This is a genomic window from Telluria aromaticivorans, assembly GCF_013003915.1.
GTDB lineage: Bacteria > Pseudomonadota > Gammaproteobacteria > Burkholderiales > Burkholderiaceae_D > Telluria > Telluria aromaticivorans.
The window spans coordinates 1-17,455 of the sequence record NZ_JABAIV010000011.1 but is presented as its reverse complement, the minus strand read 5'-3'; the positions used below and the strand labels follow the sequence as shown (position 1 = coordinate 17,455).

The window sequence follows — 17,455 nt, the reverse complement described above, 5'->3', positions numbered from 1 at the left end:
TTCAAGTCCGGCCTGCTCAGTGGCGATGCACACGCCGCTTGAACGCGCGCTCGGCAAAGCCGACCACCCTACATGTTGCGCGACCGTCGGGAAGGTTTGCACGTTGCGCCAATCAAGGTTTCCTTCTAGAATGACCGCACCCTTTGGGGAGTAGCCTGCTTCCGCGCCTCGCGGAAGTGCCCGTGTCAACATACTCGGTCCGTCCGGACCGTGGCGCGGGCGCCTTGCGGTTGGCGAGACCATCGGCCCATCCGCGCCATTGTCGGGCGCGCGGATGCGCCGTCGTCTGTGCGCCCGACCGAAAATCCCATGACCTATACCGCACTCCTGTTCCTCGCCCTCGCGATGTCGACCGACGCCTTTGCCGCGGCGATCGCCAAGGGCGCCGCGCTGCGCAAGCCGACCTTCCCGCAGGCGCTGCGCATCGGCCTGCTGTTCGGCTGCATCGAGACCATCACTCCGGTGATCGGCTGGGCGCTCGGTTCGCTCGCCGCCGACGCCATCCGCCAATGGGACCACTGGATTGCCTTCGTGCTGCTGCTCGGACTGGGCGGCCGCATGATCTGGCTGTCGTTCGGCGAAGACGAAGAGGAAGAAGCCGCCGGCTCGCAGAAGCTGGTGGTGCTGGTGCTCACCGCGGTGGCGACCAGCATCGATGCGATGGCGGTCGGGGTAGGGCTGGCCTTCGTCGACGTCTCGATCGTGCACGCGGCGCTGGCGATCGGCGTCTCCACCACGGTCATGGTCACCATCGGTGTGCTGCTCGGGCAGCGCCTGGGCGCCGTGGTCGGGCGCAATGCCGAGCGGGTCGGGGGCGTGGTGCTGATCCTGGTCGGCACCACCATCCTGATCGAACACCTGTCGGCTTGACGGTCAGTTTGAGTCACGCGCTGCGGGGCGCACCCACCTCCGGCATCAGCCACAGCAGCGCCAGCAGCACGTGGATGACGGCGCCGAGCGGCGCGTACCACAGCGACAGCAGGATCGCCAGCGCATACAGGGCGATCGAGACCCGGTTCTTGCGGCTGCCCCAGGCCATCGCATGGCCGCCGGCGTCGATATCGAGGCGCCATGACAGCAGCATGAACGAGATCGAACAAAGCAGCAGCACCACGCCGTACAGCGCGACCGGCGCCGGCGCCATCGGATGCTCGCCGGCCCACGCCGTCACATAGGGAATCAGCGACATCCAGAACAGCAGGTGCAGGTTGGCCCACAGGGCGGCGCCGTCTACTTTCGCTACCCGGTCGAGCAGCGCATGGTGGTTGATCCAGTAGATCCCGACGTACACGAAGCTGAGCGCATAGCGCAGCCAGCCGGGCAGCACGTCGGCCAGGCCGGCGGCGTCGGTCGAATGCGGCGGTTTCAGTTCGAGCACCATGATGGTGATGATGATCGCAATCACGCCGTCGCTGAAGGCTTCCAGCCGGTTTTTGCTCATGGTCTGGGTCATGCTGCTGCCGGCTCCGGCAGGCACAGGTGCAGGCACAGGATCGCCACCGGCGCCATCAAGGCCACGAAGCCCACGGCGAGATAGGCAAAGGCCGCGGCGGCGCAGCCCAACGCAAAAGCCAGCACGGGCCAGAAGAACTTGGCGCAGCGCGCACGGGTCGCCGCGTCGGCGGCGCCGCGCAGGCGGTCGACCGTGTCGATCACGAGCTGGGTGACGTTCCCGGTCATCATCGAGGTCGGCGCCAGGTGGGTCAGCAGCAGCTTGCTGGCCGCGCTATGCGCGCCCATCGCGGCGGCGCCCAGCAGGCCGGCCGCCATCGCCAGCGGTCCGGCGCTGTCGCCAACCGGCTCGGCCAGCATGCCGCAGACCATGAAGCCCAGCAGCAGCACCAGTTGCAGCAGGTAGGAGGGCTTGACGGCCGGCGTGCCGCGCCGCTCGCAGCGCACCACCAGCAGCCGGGCCGCCGCCACGCCCAAGATGAAGGCCGGGAAGGCGAGCAGCTTGAGCAGCGAAGGCGTCTGCGCCGGGTCGGCCAGCGACACCGCGATCAGCACGAAGTTGCCGGTGACGTGGGCCGTGAACAGGCCGAACAGGGCGATGAAGCCGAGCGTGTCGACATAGCCGGCCATGAAACCCATGGTAGAACCCTGCAGGCGCTGGAATTGCGGCGTCGTCATGGGGGTACTTGTCAGCGTCGTCATCTTCATCCCCTCAGAATGCGAAGCAGCTGCAACCGAGCGCGCCCCAGAAGCCGCCGAAGTTCGCCACCGGCACCGTCGACTTGCGGGCGCGGTCATGCTGGTGTGCGTGCACGCCGCAGGGTCCGCCGCACTGGTGGGGCAGGGCGATCTGTTGCTGCGGCTGGGGTGCCGAACGGCGCCAGTGGCCGGGCACCTTGTTCACCGGCGACCACTCGGGCAGCACGGGTATCGGCGGCGGTCCCAAGTTCGTGAATTCGGCGGCGCCAAATACCACCTTGCCACCGACCACGGTCAGCACCGACTCGATCGACTTGATGGCTTCGTCGTCCACGCTGAAGAAGTCGTTCGACAGCACCGCCAGGTCGGCCAGCATGCCTTCCTGGATGCGGCCTTTGCGTCCCTGCTCGTTCGAGAACCAGGCGCTGCCCGCGGTCCACAGTTCCAGTGCCACGCTGCGCGGCAGCAGGCCGTTGTCGCCGTACAGCGGCAGGCCGCCGACGGTGCGCCCGGTTACCAGCCAGTACAGCGCGGTCCACGGGTTGTAGCTGGCCACGCGGGTGGCGTCGGTGCCGGCGCCGACCGGCACGCCGCTCGCCAGCATCTGCTTCACCGGCGGCGTGGCGCTGGCGGCTTGCGCGCCGTAGCGGTCGACGAAATACTCGCCCTGGAAGGCCATGCGGTGCTGGATGGCGATGCCGCCGCCCAGCGCCCTCACGCGCTCGATATTGCGCTCGCTGATGGTCTCGCAATGGTCGAACATCCAGTGCAGGCCATTGAAGGGAATCTCGCGGTCGACCTTCTCGAACACCTCGAGCATGCGGGTGATCGATTCGTCATAGGTGGCGTGCAGGCGGAAGGGCCAGCGGTTCTCCACCAGGTGGCGCACCACCTTTTCCAGCTCGTCTTCCATGCCGGCGGCCAGCTCGGGACGCGGCTCCAGGAAGTCCTCGAAGTCGGCCGCCGAGAACACCAGCATCTCGCCGGCGCCGTTGTGGCGGTAGTAGTCGCTGCCCTGGCCCGGCGTGACCATGCCGGTCCAGCGCTGGAAGTCTTCCAGCTCGCCGCCCTTGTTCTGGGTGAACAGGTTGTAGGCGATGCGGATGGTCAGCTGCTTGTTGCGGTCGAGTTCCTCGACGACGGCGTAATCGTCGGGATAATTCTGGAAGCCGCCGCCGGCATCGATTGCGCTGGTGATGCCAAGGCGGTTCAGCTCACGCATGAACTGGCGCGTGGAATTCACCTGCAAGTCGTAGGGCAGGCTCGGGCCCTTGGCCAGGGTGGCGTACAGGATCATCGCGTTGGGACGCGCGATCAGCATGCCGGTCGGGTTCCCCAGAGCATCGCGCTGGATCTCGCCGCCGGGCGGGTTCGGCGTGTCCTTGGTGTAGCCGACGGCGCGCAGGGCGGCGCGGTTGAGCAGGGCGCGGTCGTACAGGTGCAGGATGAAGACCGGCGTGTCGGGCGCCGCGGCGTTGATCTCTTCCAGCGTCGGCATGCGCTTTTCCGCGAACTGGAATTCGTTCCAGCCCCCCACTACGCGCACCCATTGCGGGTTCGGGGTGCGCTCGGCCTGTTCCTTCAGCATGCGCAGTGCATCGGCGAGGGAAGGCACGCCTTCCCAGCGCAGTTCGAGGTTGTAGTTCAGTCCACCGCGGATCAGGTGCAGGTGCGAGTCGTTCAGGCCCGGGATCGCGGTGCGGCCATTCAGGTCGATGACCTGGCTGCCTGCTTGCTGGTGCCGCATCACGTGTTCGGTATCGCCGACGGCCAGGAAGCGGCCGTCCTGGATGGCAACCGCGCTGGCTTGCGGCTGCTTGCTGTCCAAGGTGGCGAAAGCGCCGTTGACCAGGATAAGCGGTGCTGCGGTGGACTGTGCGTGCATGGCGTCGACTCCTCGCTTAACGGACCGGCGCAGGGACGGGAGCCAGCACTTCGTTGCTGCCCTGGTTGCGGGCCGGGGCCTTGTGCACCATCGTGTAGGCGTAGTCGACGCCCATGCCGTAGGCGCCCGAATGCTCGGTGACGATCTTCATCACGGCGTCGTAGGTGTCGCGGTTCTTCCAGTCGCGCTGCCATTCGAGCAGCACCTGCTGCCAGGTGACCGGGACCACGCCGGCCTGCACCATGCGCTGCATGGCGAAATCGTGGGCGTCCTTCGAGGTGCCGCCCGAGGCGTCGGCCACCATGTAGATCTCGTAGTCGCCCTCCAGCATCGCGCAAAGGGCGAAGGTGGTGTTGCACACTTCCGTCCACAGCCCGGCCACGATGATTTTCTTGCGGCCGTTTGCTGCAAGTGCGTCGCGCACTTTCTGGTCGTCCCAGGAATTCATCGAGGTGCGCTCGAGGATCGGGTGGCCGGGGAACACGTCCAGGATTTCGGGGTAGGTCTTGCCCGAGAACGAGTCGGTCTCGACGGTGGTGATGATGGTCGGGATGCCGAAGGCCTTGGCCGCCTTGGCCAGGCCGACCACGTTGTTCTTCAGGGTCTGGCGGTCGATCGACTGCACGCCGAAGGCCATCTGCGGCTGGTGGTCGATGATGATCAGCTGCGAGTTATGCGGGGTCAGGACTTCGAGTTTTGGATTGCTCATGACATGCTCCTTGTAGTGGCCGCTGGCTGCGGCGGTTGGGATTCGATGGAGTCATTATGTGCGGAAGCAGCAAGATTGAAAAACGGATAATGTGTGGATATACAGTCGAAATTTTCGAACATCGTCACACATGCCCTCATGCCGCAGATTACGAGACCCGTAGGGTGGGCGGGTCCTCCGCCCACGCGGTGATAGTTGCAGTAAGCACAGCCGCAAGGGCTGCAGTACCGTAATCAATCAAGGTCAGCCGCGTCGTGCCGCTCCGCCACCTGTTCCTCCGGCTTGCCCCGCACCCGGTTCACCTTGCACCCACGAATGACAGCCGGACGCGCCGCGATCTCGTCCGCCCAGCGCCGCACGTGCTTGTACTCGTGCACCGCCAGGAACTCGCCCGCCTCGTACAGCTCGCCGCGCACCATGCCGCCGTACCACGGCCAGATCGCCATGTCGGCGATCGTATAGTCGCTGCCGGCGACATACGGGTGCTCGGCCAGCTGCCGATCCAGCACGTCGAGCTGGCGCTTGGTTTCCATCGCATAGCGGTCGATCGGATACTGCAGTTTCTCCGGCGCATAGGCATAGAAATGGCCGAATCCGCCGCCCACGAAAGGCGCCGACCCCATCTGCCAGAACAGCCAGTTCATGGTCTCGGCGCGCGCCACGCCTTCCTTCGGCAAGAAGGCGCCGAACTTCTCCGCCAGGTAGACCAGGATCGATCCCGATTCGAACACCCGCACCGGCTGCGGCCCGCTGCGGTCGACCAGAGCCGGGATCTTCGAGTTCGGGTTGATCTCCACGAAGCCGCTCGAGAACTGCGCGCCCTCGTTGATGCGGATGAGCCAGGCATCGTACTCGGCCTGCACATAACCGAGCGCGATCAGCTCTTCCAGCATGATGGTCACCTTCACGCCGTTCGGCGTGCCCAGCGAATACAGCTGCAGCGGATGCTTGCCGACCGGCAGTCCGGCCTCGTGGGTGGGACCCGCGACGGGGCGGTTGATGTTGGCGAAGGTGCCGCCGGAAGCGGCCGGCGGCGTCCACACCTTGGGCGGGACGTAGGTCGATTGATCGGTCATCGGGTTTTCCTTTTTATGCCGGATGGAAGAACCATTCTATCCGGGGCGACCGGGATCTGCCGGAGCGCCAGGAGGAAAGCGCCGCGCTCCCGTCCTCGGTATCGTCACCGCCCTGGCGCTGGAGAACGGGGTATGCAGTTATCGGTCTGCAATCGGCCCATGGCCCCGCGCTCGAACGGTAGGGCATGACCTTGCACGACGCTTTAAGCGATGACAGCTCACCTCTCGCGGTCTGCTTCAGCCAGCCAATTCAGGCCGGAATGGCCTGCGCCAGCGCCTTGCCAGCCATGCGCGCAGTCGCGAGCAGCCGCTCCAGCCCTTGCCCATGCCTCGCGCTGGCCGAGAGTCCGGCCATGGTGGTGCACACGAAATCCGCCACCCGATCCGCTTCCTGCGGATGCTGTTCGGCGATGGTGTTACGGATGAATGCCTGGGCAGCGAGATGGAAACCGTGGGCGGCCTCGCGCGCTTCCGGGTCGTTGCAGCGCGTACCCTCCAACACCATGCAACCGGTGGCGCTCGCATCCGCGGCATAGCAGCGTGCTGCCTCCTCCAATACTTCTGCCAAAGCTTCGGCCAGGGGCCGGGCCGTCCCCAGGATCTGCCGCAAGGGAATCGCCCCAGTGACGGCGTAGCGATCGAGGATTCGTGCGTACAGGCCGGCCTTGCTGCCGAAGGCAGCGTAGAAGCTGGGCGGGTTGATGCCGAGTGCCTTGGTCAGGTCCGCTACGCTCACGGCGTCATAGCCTTTCTCATGGAACAGACGTTGGGCGGTGGCGACTGCTTCATCCGGGTTGAACTGGCGCGGTCGGCCACGCTGTGATTTTATATTTGTAGTCATGGCTACAAAAGTCCTTGACAGCTGCGATGGAGTTTATTGTATCATGCGCTACATTAATCGAAAAGGAGTGGTCATGACAGATTTTTCCAACAAATCGGTGCTGGTGCTGGGTGGTAGCCGTGGTATTGGTGCGGCGATCGTGCGGCGCTTTGCTGCGGATGGCGCGAAGGTGGCGTTCACTTACTCGGGTTCTCCGGAAGCAGCCGAGCTTGTCGCCAGGGAAACGGGAAGCACCGCTTTCTCGACCGACAGTGCCGACCGGGACGCGGTCATCGCCCGGGTCCGCGATAGCGGTCCATTGGATGTGCTAGTGGTCAATTCTGGCATTGCCATCTTCGGCGACGCACTGGAACAGGATCCTGATGCGGTCGACCGCATGTTCCGCATCAATGTCCAGGCGCCGTACCACGCGTCGGTGGAAGCCGTGCGCAAGATGCCGGAAGGCGGCCGGATCATCGTGATCGGATCGGTCAACGGCGACCGCATGCCCATGCCTGGCCTGGCGTCGTATGCCCTGACCAAATCCGCATTGCAAGGCATGGCGCGCGGGCTGGCGCGCGATTTCGGTCCACGCGGCATCACGATCAACGTCGTGCAGCCGGGACCGATCGACACCGAAGCGAACCCGGCAGACGGCCCGATGAAGGACCTGATGCACAGCTTCATGGCGATCAAGCGCCACGGCCGCCCTGACGAGGTCGCAGCAATGGTAGCCTGGCTGGCAGGGCCGGAGGCCGGCTTTGTGACTGGGGCGATGCACACGATTGACGGCGCCTTCGGTGCCTGAGCAAGGCCCATGCCAGCCCTTTAGCCTCCGGCTTCTGTAACCCACGCCTTGACGCCGGGCCGCGCAGACTCCGCTGGCTGAAGCCAGCGGGGTGCTGCTTACCTGCTGCTGGCAGCAGGTAAGCAGCACCCCTTGTAGCCGACAAACTGTTGTTCAAGATAATCCTCGCTTCTGCCTTGGCCCTTCCTATACTCAAATGACGGCCCACGGATTGTGGGCTGTGATGAGGAGCCAATCATGAAGACAATTGCATTTGCCGCAGTGGTCGTCGCCCTGTCGGGGGCCGCCATTGCGCAGGATCTACCACCGCCAGGACAGGTCCGGATCACCCCGCCGGCGGAACGCATCGTCTTGCCGCCGCTGCGCCATAACGTCTGGCAGGAAGAGTTCGACGGCATCAAGGGAAGCTATACCCTGTCGAACGGCCAGTCCATGCAGCTGAGCATGTGGGGCAACCGCATGTATGCCAGCGTGGGCAGCATTGGCAGGGTACAGCTGGTCGCCGTCACGCCCTATGTGTTCGTGACGCGCGACGAGCAGATGCGGATTGCGATCGAGGATCCGACGACGTCCTCGTCCAACCGGATCAACGCCACCTTGACGATGGCGGCGAATATGTTGTCGAGCACGGCGCTACCTGGCGAATTCGTCACGCTGATGGCGCAGCGCTAGCGCTTCGTGGCGTACCAATGAAAAACCCCGCCGGAGCGGGGTTTCTGTTTTGCGGGTACCGAGGGCTTAGATAAACGCCGCCAGCGCACCTTTCATTTTCTTCAGCGCAGCCGATTCGATCTGGCGGATACGCTCTGCCGACACGCCGAACTCTTCGGCCAGCGTGTGCAGCGTGGCGCCCGAACCGTCGTCGTTGGCCAGCCAGCGCGCTTCGATGATGCGGCGCGAACGCGGATCGAGTTTGCCAAGCGCCGATTCCAGGCCTTCGGACTGCAGGCGGGTGACGGCCTCGGCTTCCAACACCTTGGTCGGCTCCTGCTTGTCCGAGGACAGGTAGGCGATCGGGGCGAACTTGTCGTCATCGTCGTCGGTCGGCGATTCGAGGGCGATGTCGCGGCCCGACAGGCGGGTTTCCATCTCGATCACTTCTTCACGCTTGACGTCCAGCATCTTCGCCAGGTCGTCGACCTGGCTCGGGGTCATCGCATCGAGGCCGACCTTGTTGCTGCGCAGGTTGAAGAACAGCTTGCGCTGGGCCTTGGTCGTGGCGACCTTCACCAGGCGCCAGTTCTTCAGGATGTATTCGTGCATCTCGGCCTTGATCCAGTGCATCGCGTACGACACGAGACGCACACCCTGGTTCGGGTCGAAACGCTTGACCGCTTTCATCAGGCCGATATTGCCTTCCTGGATCAGGTCGGCGTGCGGCAGGCCATAGCCGAGGTAGCCGCGTGCGATCGAGACCACCAGGCGCAGGTGCGACAGCACCAGCTTTTGCGCGGCGTCCAGGTCATTGTCGTCGCGCAGCCGCTTTGCCAGCGATTGTTCTTCCTCGTGGGTCAGCATCGGCAGGCGGTTGACGGCCGAGATATAGGCGTCGATATTGCCAAGATTGCCGGTAAAACCCAGGTTCAGGGCACGACTGCCAGCTGGAACCAGTGCGGATTGTGCGGACATATTTTTTCCTCGTAGTAGTCTTGCTGCATCCCAATGTGCCACGGACCCATGTCGCGGGACACCAACTTTACTGTCTGTTACGGGGATGCTTCACTTGATTTTCACAGTCTTCAAGCCATATATTAGCACTCTACCGGGGCGAGTGCTAGGCGACCCATCGGTTTGCCGGAGTCGATTAAGTTTGGCTAAAGTATTGCTCGCAGGAATTAAAAATCGTGATGTTACAACTGTAGAGCACACGCTTGCTATTTGATTGATGCAACTCAAAAGTAAGCTTGAAAGCGCTGGAAAGTCCCAGAAGACAGGGTAAGAGGGCTTGGCGCAGGCTTCTGTTGAATGGCGCACTTAGGGCGGGCAAGGCCTGTAGGATTAGGGCGCGTCTCATCGTAGGGATGGGCGGCTATGCCGTAAATCGTAGGGTGGGCGGGGTCATTTCGGGCAATGCCCGGAATGACAAACGCCCACGCGGTGATAGTTGCAATATGAGCCGGCGCACGGGCTGCAGCACCGTCATTTGAACGCGTGGGCAAGGTAATTCAGGGCAATGCCCTGAATTACCTTGCCCACCCTACGGGTCGCTAGCGGCTCTTGGTGAATGGCGATAGGCCACTGGCCTGATACCCCGCCCGCGTCACAAAAGCAAACTTACTGCACGCGCGCCAGATGACGCTGCACCGACAGCATGGCGCCGATCAGGCCCAGGCCGGCGCTGATGGCCAGCAGGCCGCCGATTTCCAGGCCGCCGAGCGGCGCCAGCTGGAATTCGGACGCGTACAGCCGGGCGAATTCTGCAATCGCCCCGTTCAGCGGCACCAGTCCCAGCATCACCGCGCCAAGCGCCACCGCGCCGGAGCACAGGCCGAGCAGGGCGCCGGTGTAATAGAAGGGGCGGTGGATGAAATTATCGGTCGCGCCCAGCAGTTTCGAGACCGCGATCTCTTCCTTCTGGGTCAGCACCTGCAGGCGGATGGTATTGAACACCACCGCGATCACCACGATGCCGAGCGTCACGGCCAGCAGCAGCAGGGCCAGGCGCAGGATCGCCAGCAGGGCGGCCAGGCGCTTGACCCAGGCCGAGTCGACCTGCACGGTTTCCACGCCGGGCAGCGCGCGCAACTGCTCGACTATCGCATCGACCCCGCCGGCGGCGCTGCCGGTAAAACCTTCGAGCTTGAGCACATAGCTGTCCGGCAGCGGGTTCTCGCCCAGGGTGTCGAGCACGTCGCTCAAGCCGCTTTTCTGTTTCAGCGACACCAGCGCATCCTCGCGCGCCACGAAATCGACCTTCGCCTTGCCGGCGCCGGCCGCGATGCTGCGGATCTGCGGCGCCAGCGCGCTGGCCTGCTGGCGCGGGGCGTCGAGCTTCATGAACAGGCTGATCTCCGGATCGACCGACAGCTGCTGGGACAGCGGCCGCACGTTGTCGAGCAGGGTGATGCCGGCGAAGGGCAGGGTCAGCGCAAGCGCGACGACCAGCACGTTGAACAGGAAGCTGCCGGGCGCCTTGCGCACGCTGGACAGCGCCGCGCGCAGGGCGAAGCGGTGCTGGCGGATCCACGGGCTCATGCCGCACCTCCGGTGCGGCCGGCGTAGGCCAGCATGCCGTGTTCGAGACGGATCACGCGTCCCGCCGTATCGAGCACCTGCTCGTCGTGGGTCGAGATCACGCAGGTCACGCCGACGGCGTTGAAGGCACGCAGCGCGTCGAGCACGCGGTCGGCCGCGGCGCGGTCGAGGTTCGCGGTCGGTTCGTCGGCCAGGATAATCTGCGGGCGGTTGACGATGGCGCGGGCGATCGCCACGCGCTGCTGCTCGCCGCCGGATAATTCCAGCGGCAGCGCTTTGGTGCGGTCAGCCAGGCCGACCTTGTCGAGGGCCGCGCGGGCGCGGCCTTCGGCCTGGGCCCGGGGCGCGCCGGTGACCAGCAGCGGCAGCATCACGTTGGCCAGGATATTGCGGTCGTTGAGCAGGCGCTGGTGCTGGAAGATCAGTCCCAGGTTACGGCGCAAGAACGGGATGCCGGCCTTGCGGATGCGGCCGATGTCCTGGCCGTTGACGGTCACGGTGCCACTGGTGGGACGCTCGACCGCGGCCACCATTTTCATCAGGGTCGACTTGCCGGCGCCGGACGGGCCTGCCAGGTAGACCAGCTCGCCCTTGGCGATGTTGATGGTGACGTCGCGCAGGGCGAACGCATCGGTGGAATACTGTTTGGAGACGGACTGGAATTCGATCATCTGAGCTTATCCCAACAGCGCTTCGACGAATTCTTCGGCATCGAAGGGCTGCAGGTCGTCCAGCTTCTCGCCCACGCCGATGAAATATACCGGCACCGGGCGGGTACGCGCAATCGCGGCCAGCACGCCGCCCTTGGCGGTGCCATCGAGCTTGGTGATCACCAGGCCGGTGAGCTGCAGCGCATCGTCGAAGGCTTTCACCTGCGCCAGCGCGTTCTGGCCGGTGTTGCCGTCGATGACCAGCAGCAGCTCGTGCGGGGCGCCATCCATGCCCTTGCCGATGACGCGCTTGATCTTCTTGAGTTCTTCCATCAGGTGCAGTTGGGTCGGCAGGCGGCCGGCCGTATCGACCATGACCACATCCGTTCCGCGCGCCTTGCCCGACTGGACCGCATCGAAGGCCACGGCGGCCGGGTCGCCCGAGGCCTGCGAGATCACGGTGACGTTGTTGCGCTGGCCCCAGACCATCAGTTGCTCGCGGGCGGCGGCGCGGAAGGTATCGCCCGCGGCCAGCAGCACCGACTGGTCGAAGCGCTGCATGTGCTTGGCCAGCTTGCCGATGGTGGTGGTCTTGCCGGCGCCGTTCACGCCCGAGATCATCATCACGAGCGGATCGTGGCGGCCGAGTTCCAGCGGCTTTTGCAGCGGTTTCAAGAGCTCGATCAACAGCTCCTTGAGCGCGACCTTGACGGCGGCGGCGTCGACCAGCTTCTCTTCCTTGACCTTGCGGCGCAGGGAGGTGAGCAGGTAATCGGTGGCGTCCATGCCGGCATCCGACATCAGCAGCGCCGATTCGAGTTCCTCGTACAGGTCTTCATCGATGCGCGCGCCGACGAACAGCAGCGACAGGTTGCTCGAGGTCTTGGACAGGCCGGCCTTCAGGCGCGTCATCCAGGACTGCTTTTTCTCGGCTTCGGTGGTCGGGCGCTCGGCGGTTTCCGGGAACAGTTCGGCAACGTCGGATGGGCTGCCATCGAATGCGGGGGTGTCGAGCGCGCCGGGAACGAACATCGGTGCGGGTGCGGGGGCCGGGGAAGGTGCTGCGACCACTGCGGGAACAGCAACCGGAGCAGGTGCGGGCGCGGCTTCAATGGCCGGCTCGGGAACCTGGGTCTCCGGCTTCTTTCTTTTGAAGAAACTAAACATAGTGGGGGTAGCGATTCCTGCGCGCATGCCGGAGGATTCCGGCGATGAAAAAAGGTGCGAATATTTTACCAGAGCAGCAAGATTCTTCCTCCGAGGCTCTGGATCGACACTTAAAGATGCATCGAAGGAATTTCTTGTTGCGTTATTGATGAAACCGATAGGTTACTCAACAGTGCGGTTCTGGAATTCGTTGGCGAGTTGCGTTAAATTGAGCGCAGAGAGAAAACCAACCATAACGAACAACGGGGCCACCGTGAAAATCACGAACTTCCTGAAGCGGCTCATCTACGGCGACAACGCCGCCGATGGCAGCGCCGCAACCTTGCGCAATATTATTGTGTGGGCCTTCATCGCCCTCGTCGCCACCTTCCTGACCAACCCATCGGGCGAACCGGTCAGTTTCTTCGATAAACCGATCCCGCTGCCGGCCGAGCTGGGCCTGGAGCAGCAGTAAACGTTTGGTCGCTAATACCGGCTACTGAGAGCTGTCGCTAAGCCGTAGGGTGGGCAATTCGTAGTTCAGGCCACTGGCCTGAACTACCTTGCCCCCGCGGTGATAGTTAGGGTTTGAACAGCCGTGCGGGCAGCGTCACCGTGATTTGAACGCGTGGGCGGAATCCGCCCACCCTACGATTCCCTGGCTGGCCGCCAACCGAAACAGCGGTCACTCAGCCAGCAATCAGCGGCCAGCCTTGGCCGCTTCCGCCGCCTTGCGGATGGTTTCCAGCGTCGCGTTCGGCGTAATCAAATTGCCGTCGTAGCGCAGTTCGATCAGGGCCGGCAGTTGCTGCTCCTTTGCATGCGCCAGCGCGCGCTGCAGGGCGGGCGCGAATGCTTCGGTCGTCTCGACCACCTCGCCATGGCCGCCGTAGGCGCGCGCCAATGCGGCGAAATCCGGATTGTGAAGCTCGGTACCCGATACACGGCCCGGATAGGTCTTTTCCTGGTGCATGCGAATGGTGCCGAACATGCTGTTGTTAAACACCAGGATCACCACGCCTGCCTTGTACTGCACTGCGGTGGCAAGTTCCTGGCCCGTCATCATGAATTCGCCATCGCCGGCGAAGGTCACGACTGCGCGTTCCGGATGGACGATCTTGGCCGCGACGCCGGACGGCACGCCATAGCCCATGGCGCCATTGGTCGGCGCGAGCTGGGTGCGCATGCCGCCGTAGCGGTAGAAGCGGTGCGCCCACGAAGCATAGTTGCCGGCGCCGTTGGTGATGATGGCGTCGCGCGGCAGCACGGCCATCAGGTCCTGCACCACCTGCCACAAATCGAGCGGCGCGCCGCCCTCGCGGAAGATCGGCGGCTGGGCCTGGAAGGCGGCCAGCTCCTGCTTCGCTTCAGGGACGCTGCCGGCCCATGCCGCGGCATCGACCGGTGCCATCGCCGCCAGCATGGCGCAGGCCTGCGGCGCGCCGCTGGCGATCATCAGATCGGCCTGGTAGACGCTGCCCAGTTCTTCGGCATCCGCATGGATATGCACCAGGCGCTGGCGCGGCACGGGGGAGGCCAGCAGCGTATAGCCGCCGGTGGTCATCTCGCCCAGGCGCGGGCCGATGGCGATCACCAGGTCCGCTTCCGCCACCCGTGCGGCCAGCTTCGGGTTGATGCCGATGCCGACGTCGCCGATGTAGTTCGGGTGCGCGTTGTCCATCAGGTCCTGGAAGCGGAAGCTGCAGCCCACCGGCAGGTGATTCGCTTCGGCGAAGCGCGCCAGGTCGGCGCAAGCCTGTTCGTTCCAGGTGCCGCCTCCGAGCAGCAGCACCGGACGCGTGGCTTCCACCAGCATTGCGCGCAGCGTATCGATTTGCGCCTGCGACGGCGAAGCCTGCACTGGTTGGTAGCGGCGGGTGTCGGCGACTGCGGCTTCGGTGATCAGCATGTCTTCCGGTAGTGCCAGCACCACCGGGCCGGGCCGGCCGCTGGTTGCGACCTGGAAGGCGCGCGCGAGGTATTCGGGAATGCGGTCGGCGCGGTCGATCTGCGCGACCCACTTGGCCATCTCGCCGAACATGCGGCGGTAGTCGATTTCCTGGAAGGCTTCGCGGTCGATGAAGTCATTGCCGACCTGGCCGATGAACAGGATCATCGGGGTCGAATCCTGGTAGGCGGTGTGCACGCCGATCGAGGCATTGGTGGCGCCCGGGCCGCGGGTGACGAAGCAGATACCCGGCTTGCCGGTGAGTTTGCCGTAGGCCTCGGCCATGAAGGCCGCGCCGCCTTCCTGGCGGTTGATCACGAAGCGGATATCCGAATCATGCAGCGCGTCCAGCACGTCGAGATAGCTTTCGCCGGGTACGCCGAAGGCGGTATCCACGCCGTGGATCGCGAGTGCATCGACCAGGATCTGGCCGCCGGTGCGGGAAGGGTGCGTCATGGTTCGGTCATCCTTGCAGTTTGGGTAACGTTTGATTCTATGCGAGCCGGTCGGCGGGGGCTTTTGAAATGGCGACACAAAATTTCAGAAAAGGTGGGGGCAGCGGAGGGATAGGCGACGGCTTTTCAGGCGGGAGGCTACCAGCGCTTTTATAGTCCGCTACCTTTGCACGTCATCCCCGCGCAGGCGGAGACCCAATTTTGCTGGCAGACCATAAGATCGCCCTGAGCCGGGTGGTGAGCACCCCCAATCGGTTACAATGCCCCCCGTGAAGCAGGCCAGGCAGCCGCTGGCTGGCACTTTCGGGTGTCGGCGGGAGGAAGGTCCGGACTCCATAGAGCAGGGTGACGGTTAACGGCCGTCCGCTGAAAGCCGCCAAGCGCAAGCGGGGTGGTATAAGGCGAGGAATAGGGCCACAGAGACGAGCGTATTAAGTTACGGTGAAACGCGGTAACCTCCACTCGGAGCAATTCCAAATAGGCACGCGTTGATGTTGCTCGCGGAGCGTGCGGGTAGGAAGCTTGAGCGCTGGAGTAATCCAGCGCCTAGAGGAATGGCTGTCCAGGCGGGGACTCGCAAGGGAAACCGCTACACAGAATCCGGCCTATCGGCCTGCTTTACATTGAATTTTGCAGCCCCTCGCGGGCTGCGCCCCCGGTGAGTCATTGATGCAGAAATACATCCTTGCCCTCGACCAGGGCACCACCAGTTCGCGCGCGATCGTGTTCGACCACCATGGCCGGCCGGTCGCCTGCAGCCAGCAGGAATATCCCCAGCATTTCCCCCAGCCCGGATGGGTCGAGCACGATGCGCTCGACATCTGGCATACCCAGCTCGCCTGCGCCCGCGATGCATTACGCGAAGCGCGCATCGAGGCCTCCCAGGTCGCCGCCATCGGCATCGCCAACCAGCGCGAGACCACGGTCTTGTGGGACCGCGCCACTGGCGAACCGGTGGCCCGCGCCATCGTCTGGCAGGACCGGCGCACCGCCGATGCCTGCGACCGCCTGCGGATGGAGGGCAGGGCGGCGGATATCCAGGCGCGCACCGGCCTCGAACTCGACGCCTATTTTTCCGCCACCAAGCTGCAATGGCTGCTGGACCACGTGCCCGGTGCGCGGGCACGCGCGGAGCGTGGCGAGCTGGCCTTCGGCACGGTCGACAGCTGGCTGGTGTATCGCCTGTGCGGACGCCACGTCACCGACACCAGCAATGCCTCGCGCACGATGCTGTTCAACATCCACACGCTGCGCTGGGACGAGGCATTGCTGGCCTTGTTCGACATTCCCGCAACTGTCCTGCCCGAGGTCGTTGGCAGCTCGGAAGTGGTTGGCCTGGCGGCGCAAGAATGGCTCGGCTACCCGATCCCCATTGCCGGCATCGCCGGCGACCAGCAGGCTGCCACCTTCGGCCAGGCCTGCCACCGCAAGGGCCTGGTCAAGAACACCTACGGCACCGGCTGTTTCATGCTGATGAACGCCGGCGATACGCCGCCAGTCTCGCACCAGCGCCTGCTGTCCACCGTCGGCTGGACGGTCCATGGGGCGACCAGCTACCTGCTCGAAGGAAGCGTCTTCATGGGCGGCGCCACCGTGCAATGGCTGCGCGACGGCCTCGGCATCATCCGGCAATCCATCGATGTCGAACCGCTGGCCATGAGTGTGCCGGACAGCGGCGGCGTGATGCTGGTGCCGGCCTTCACCGGCCTTGGCGCGCCGCACTGGGACCCGTATGCACGCGGGGCCATCGTCGGCATGACGCGCGGGACCACCGCCGCCCACATCGCCCGCGCCGCGGTCGAAGCGATCGCCTACCAGAGCGCCGAACTGCTGGGGGCGATGCAGCAGGATGCGGGCTGCCCGGTGCTGGAACTGCGCGCCGATGGTGGCGCTGCACGCAATGACATGCTGATGCAGTTCCAGGCCGACCTGCTCGGCATCCCGGTGGTGCGCCCACAGGTGCTGGAGACGACCGCGCTGGGCGCGGCCTACCTGGCGGGACTGGCGGTCGGCTACTGGGACACCGTGGAAGGTATTGCCGGCCAGTGGCAGGTCGAAAGGCGTTTCGAGCCCGCGATGGATGCCGGCCGGCGCCTGGAACTGATGGCGCGCTGGGGCAGGGCGGTGGAGCATGCCAAGGCCTGGGAGACCCCTGAGCATTCTGGATAACGATCATGAAGCAGGAATACTGGTTTCCACGCAAACCACCAGGGCACGGGTGGGGCTGGGGATTGCCGCAGACCTGGCAGGGCTGGCTGGTCTTCGGCGGCTATTTTGTGCTGCTGGTTGCCGCATCGGTCTGGCTGCTGCCGGAGCGCGCCTTCAGCTATATGGGCTTGGTGTTCGTCATGTCTGCGCTGCTGGTCTTCATTTGCGCGAAAAAAGGCGAGCCGCCTGGTTAATGCCGGTCACTTGAGCGTCGCTCGTCAATCGTAGGGTGGGCAGGGTAATTTCGGGCAATGTCCCAATGCCAGTCAAATAGTGAGAAACGTAGGGTGTGTAACAGCAAAGTAGAAATGTCCGCTTTTAGCAAAGTTAAAATGTCCGTTTTCCAAAAGTCACACTCGCTTTTGAGCGGATGCTTTCTTCGCTGCCGTGGTGCCCTGCGTGAT

The 17,455-nt window shown here is 64.4% G+C and carries 17 protein-coding genes, 1 other RNA gene and 1 riboswitch; of the genes, 7 read left to right on the top strand and 11 right to left on the bottom strand.

Annotated elements, in window-relative coordinates:
- Window positions 1–133 precede the first annotated feature (133 nt).
- A riboswitch (yybP-ykoY riboswitch) is annotated at window positions 134–306 on the top strand.
- Window positions 307–309: 3 nt separating this feature from the next.
- Window positions 310–870 carry a manganese efflux pump MntP gene (locus HGB41_RS21520; RefSeq protein ID WP_171088349.1) on the top strand — a complete coding sequence of 187 codons (561 nt, stop codon included), beginning with the start codon at window positions 310–312 and terminating at the stop codon, window positions 868–870.
- Window positions 871–883: 13 nt separating this feature from the next.
- On the opposite strand, the gene HGB41_RS21515 is transcribed toward HGB41_RS21520, so the two are convergent.
- The 6 genes from HGB41_RS21515 to HGB41_RS21490 form a co-directional block, all read right to left on the bottom strand.
- A complete protein-coding gene (locus HGB41_RS21515; protein WP_371868569.1) occupies window positions 884–1,453 on the bottom strand; it encodes a TMEM175 family protein in 570 nt (189 codons plus the stop codon).
- Window positions 1,450–2,154, bottom strand: a complete 705-nt coding sequence (locus HGB41_RS21510) for a YoaK family protein (protein ID WP_229423163.1) — start codon at window positions 2,152–2,154, stop codon at window positions 1,450–1,452. Before HGB41_RS21510 ends, HGB41_RS21515 begins: the two co-directional genes overlap by 4 nt.
- A gap of 10 nt (window positions 2,155–2,164) precedes the next feature.
- Window positions 2,165–4,036 carry an amidohydrolase gene (locus tag HGB41_RS21505; protein WP_171088347.1) on the bottom strand — a complete coding sequence of 624 codons (1,872 nt, stop codon included), beginning with the start codon at window positions 4,034–4,036 and terminating at the stop codon, window positions 2,165–2,167.
- A gap of 16 nt (window positions 4,037–4,052) precedes the next feature.
- Window positions 4,053–4,745: a hydrolase gene (locus HGB41_RS21500; RefSeq protein WP_171088345.1), complete on the bottom strand. Its 693-nt coding sequence runs from the start codon at window positions 4,743–4,745 to the stop codon at window positions 4,053–4,055.
- A gap of 233 nt (window positions 4,746–4,978) precedes the next feature.
- Window positions 4,979–5,821, bottom strand: a complete 843-nt coding sequence (gene yghU, locus HGB41_RS21495) for a glutathione-dependent disulfide-bond oxidoreductase (protein ID WP_171088342.1) — start codon at window positions 5,819–5,821, stop codon at window positions 4,979–4,981.
- 250 nt (window positions 5,822–6,071) lie between these two features.
- Window positions 6,072–6,662: a TetR/AcrR family transcriptional regulator gene (locus tag HGB41_RS21490; protein WP_171088340.1), complete on the bottom strand. Its 591-nt coding sequence runs from the start codon at window positions 6,660–6,662 to the stop codon at window positions 6,072–6,074.
- Between the two features lie 43 nt (window positions 6,663–6,705).
- Here HGB41_RS21490 and bdcA point away from each other — a divergent pair, with 43 nt between their 5' ends.
- Both bdcA and HGB41_RS21480 read left to right on the top strand, forming a co-directional pair.
- Window positions 6,706–7,449 (top strand): SDR family oxidoreductase, encoded by a 744-nt coding sequence (gene bdcA, locus HGB41_RS21485; protein WP_229423162.1) that lies wholly within the window; start codon window positions 6,706–6,708, stop codon window positions 7,447–7,449.
- Window positions 7,450–7,686: 237 nt separating this feature from the next.
- Complete coding sequence (locus tag HGB41_RS21480; RefSeq protein ID WP_171088338.1) at window positions 7,687–8,121, top strand: hypothetical protein; 435 nt, start codon at window positions 7,687–7,689, stop codon at window positions 8,119–8,121.
- Between the two features lie 66 nt (window positions 8,122–8,187).
- On the opposite strand, the gene rpoH is transcribed toward HGB41_RS21480, so the two are convergent.
- The 4 genes from rpoH to ftsY all read right to left on the bottom strand — a co-directional run bounded on the left by rpoH (window position 8,188) and on the right by ftsY (window position 12,461).
- Window positions 8,188–9,078: an RNA polymerase sigma factor RpoH gene (gene rpoH, locus HGB41_RS21475; protein WP_171088336.1), complete on the bottom strand. Its 891-nt coding sequence runs from the start codon at window positions 9,076–9,078 to the stop codon at window positions 8,188–8,190.
- 645 nt (window positions 9,079–9,723) lie between these two features.
- Entirely contained in the window at window positions 9,724–10,644 is a 921-nt protein-coding gene (gene ftsX / locus HGB41_RS21470; RefSeq protein WP_171088334.1) for a permease-like cell division protein FtsX, read from the bottom strand.
- Window positions 10,641–11,315, bottom strand: coding sequence for a cell division ATP-binding protein FtsE (locus HGB41_RS21465; RefSeq protein WP_171088332.1), 675 nt, complete (start codon window positions 11,313–11,315; stop codon window positions 10,641–10,643). Before HGB41_RS21465 ends, ftsX begins: the two co-directional genes overlap by 4 nt.
- A gap of 6 nt (window positions 11,316–11,321) precedes the next feature.
- On the bottom strand, window positions 11,322–12,461 hold the full coding sequence (gene ftsY / locus HGB41_RS21460) for a signal recognition particle-docking protein FtsY (protein ID WP_171088330.1): 1,140 nt from the start codon (window positions 12,459–12,461) through the stop codon (window positions 11,322–11,324).
- Between the two features lie 253 nt (window positions 12,462–12,714).
- Here ftsY and HGB41_RS21455 point away from each other — a divergent pair, with 253 nt between their 5' ends.
- Window positions 12,715–12,915, top strand: coding sequence for a hypothetical protein (locus tag HGB41_RS21455; protein WP_171088328.1), 201 nt, complete (start codon window positions 12,715–12,717; stop codon window positions 12,913–12,915).
- A 225-nt stretch (window positions 12,916–13,140) separates the two neighbouring features.
- On the opposite strand, the gene HGB41_RS21450 is transcribed toward HGB41_RS21455, so the two are convergent.
- Window positions 13,141–14,844, bottom strand: a complete 1,704-nt coding sequence (locus HGB41_RS21450) for a thiamine pyrophosphate-binding protein (RefSeq protein WP_171088327.1) — start codon at window positions 14,842–14,844, stop codon at window positions 13,141–13,143.
- A 270-nt stretch (window positions 14,845–15,114) separates the two neighbouring features.
- Between HGB41_RS21450 and rnpB the strand changes: the two genes are divergently transcribed.
- The 3 genes from rnpB to HGB41_RS21435 all read left to right on the top strand — a co-directional run bounded on the left by rnpB (window position 15,115) and on the right by HGB41_RS21435 (window position 17,245).
- Window positions 15,115–15,467: RNase P RNA component class A (rnpB, locus tag HGB41_RS21445), an RNA gene on the top strand.
- 45 nt (window positions 15,468–15,512) lie between these two features.
- Window positions 15,513–17,012, top strand: a complete 1,500-nt coding sequence (glpK, locus tag HGB41_RS21440; protein ID WP_171088325.1) for a glycerol kinase GlpK — start codon at window positions 15,513–15,515, stop codon at window positions 17,010–17,012.
- A gap of 5 nt (window positions 17,013–17,017) precedes the next feature.
- On the top strand, window positions 17,018–17,245 hold the full coding sequence (locus HGB41_RS21435; RefSeq protein ID WP_171088323.1) for a hypothetical protein: 228 nt from the start codon (window positions 17,018–17,020) through the stop codon (window positions 17,243–17,245).
- The last annotated feature ends 210 nt before the right edge of the window (window positions 17,246–17,455 follow it).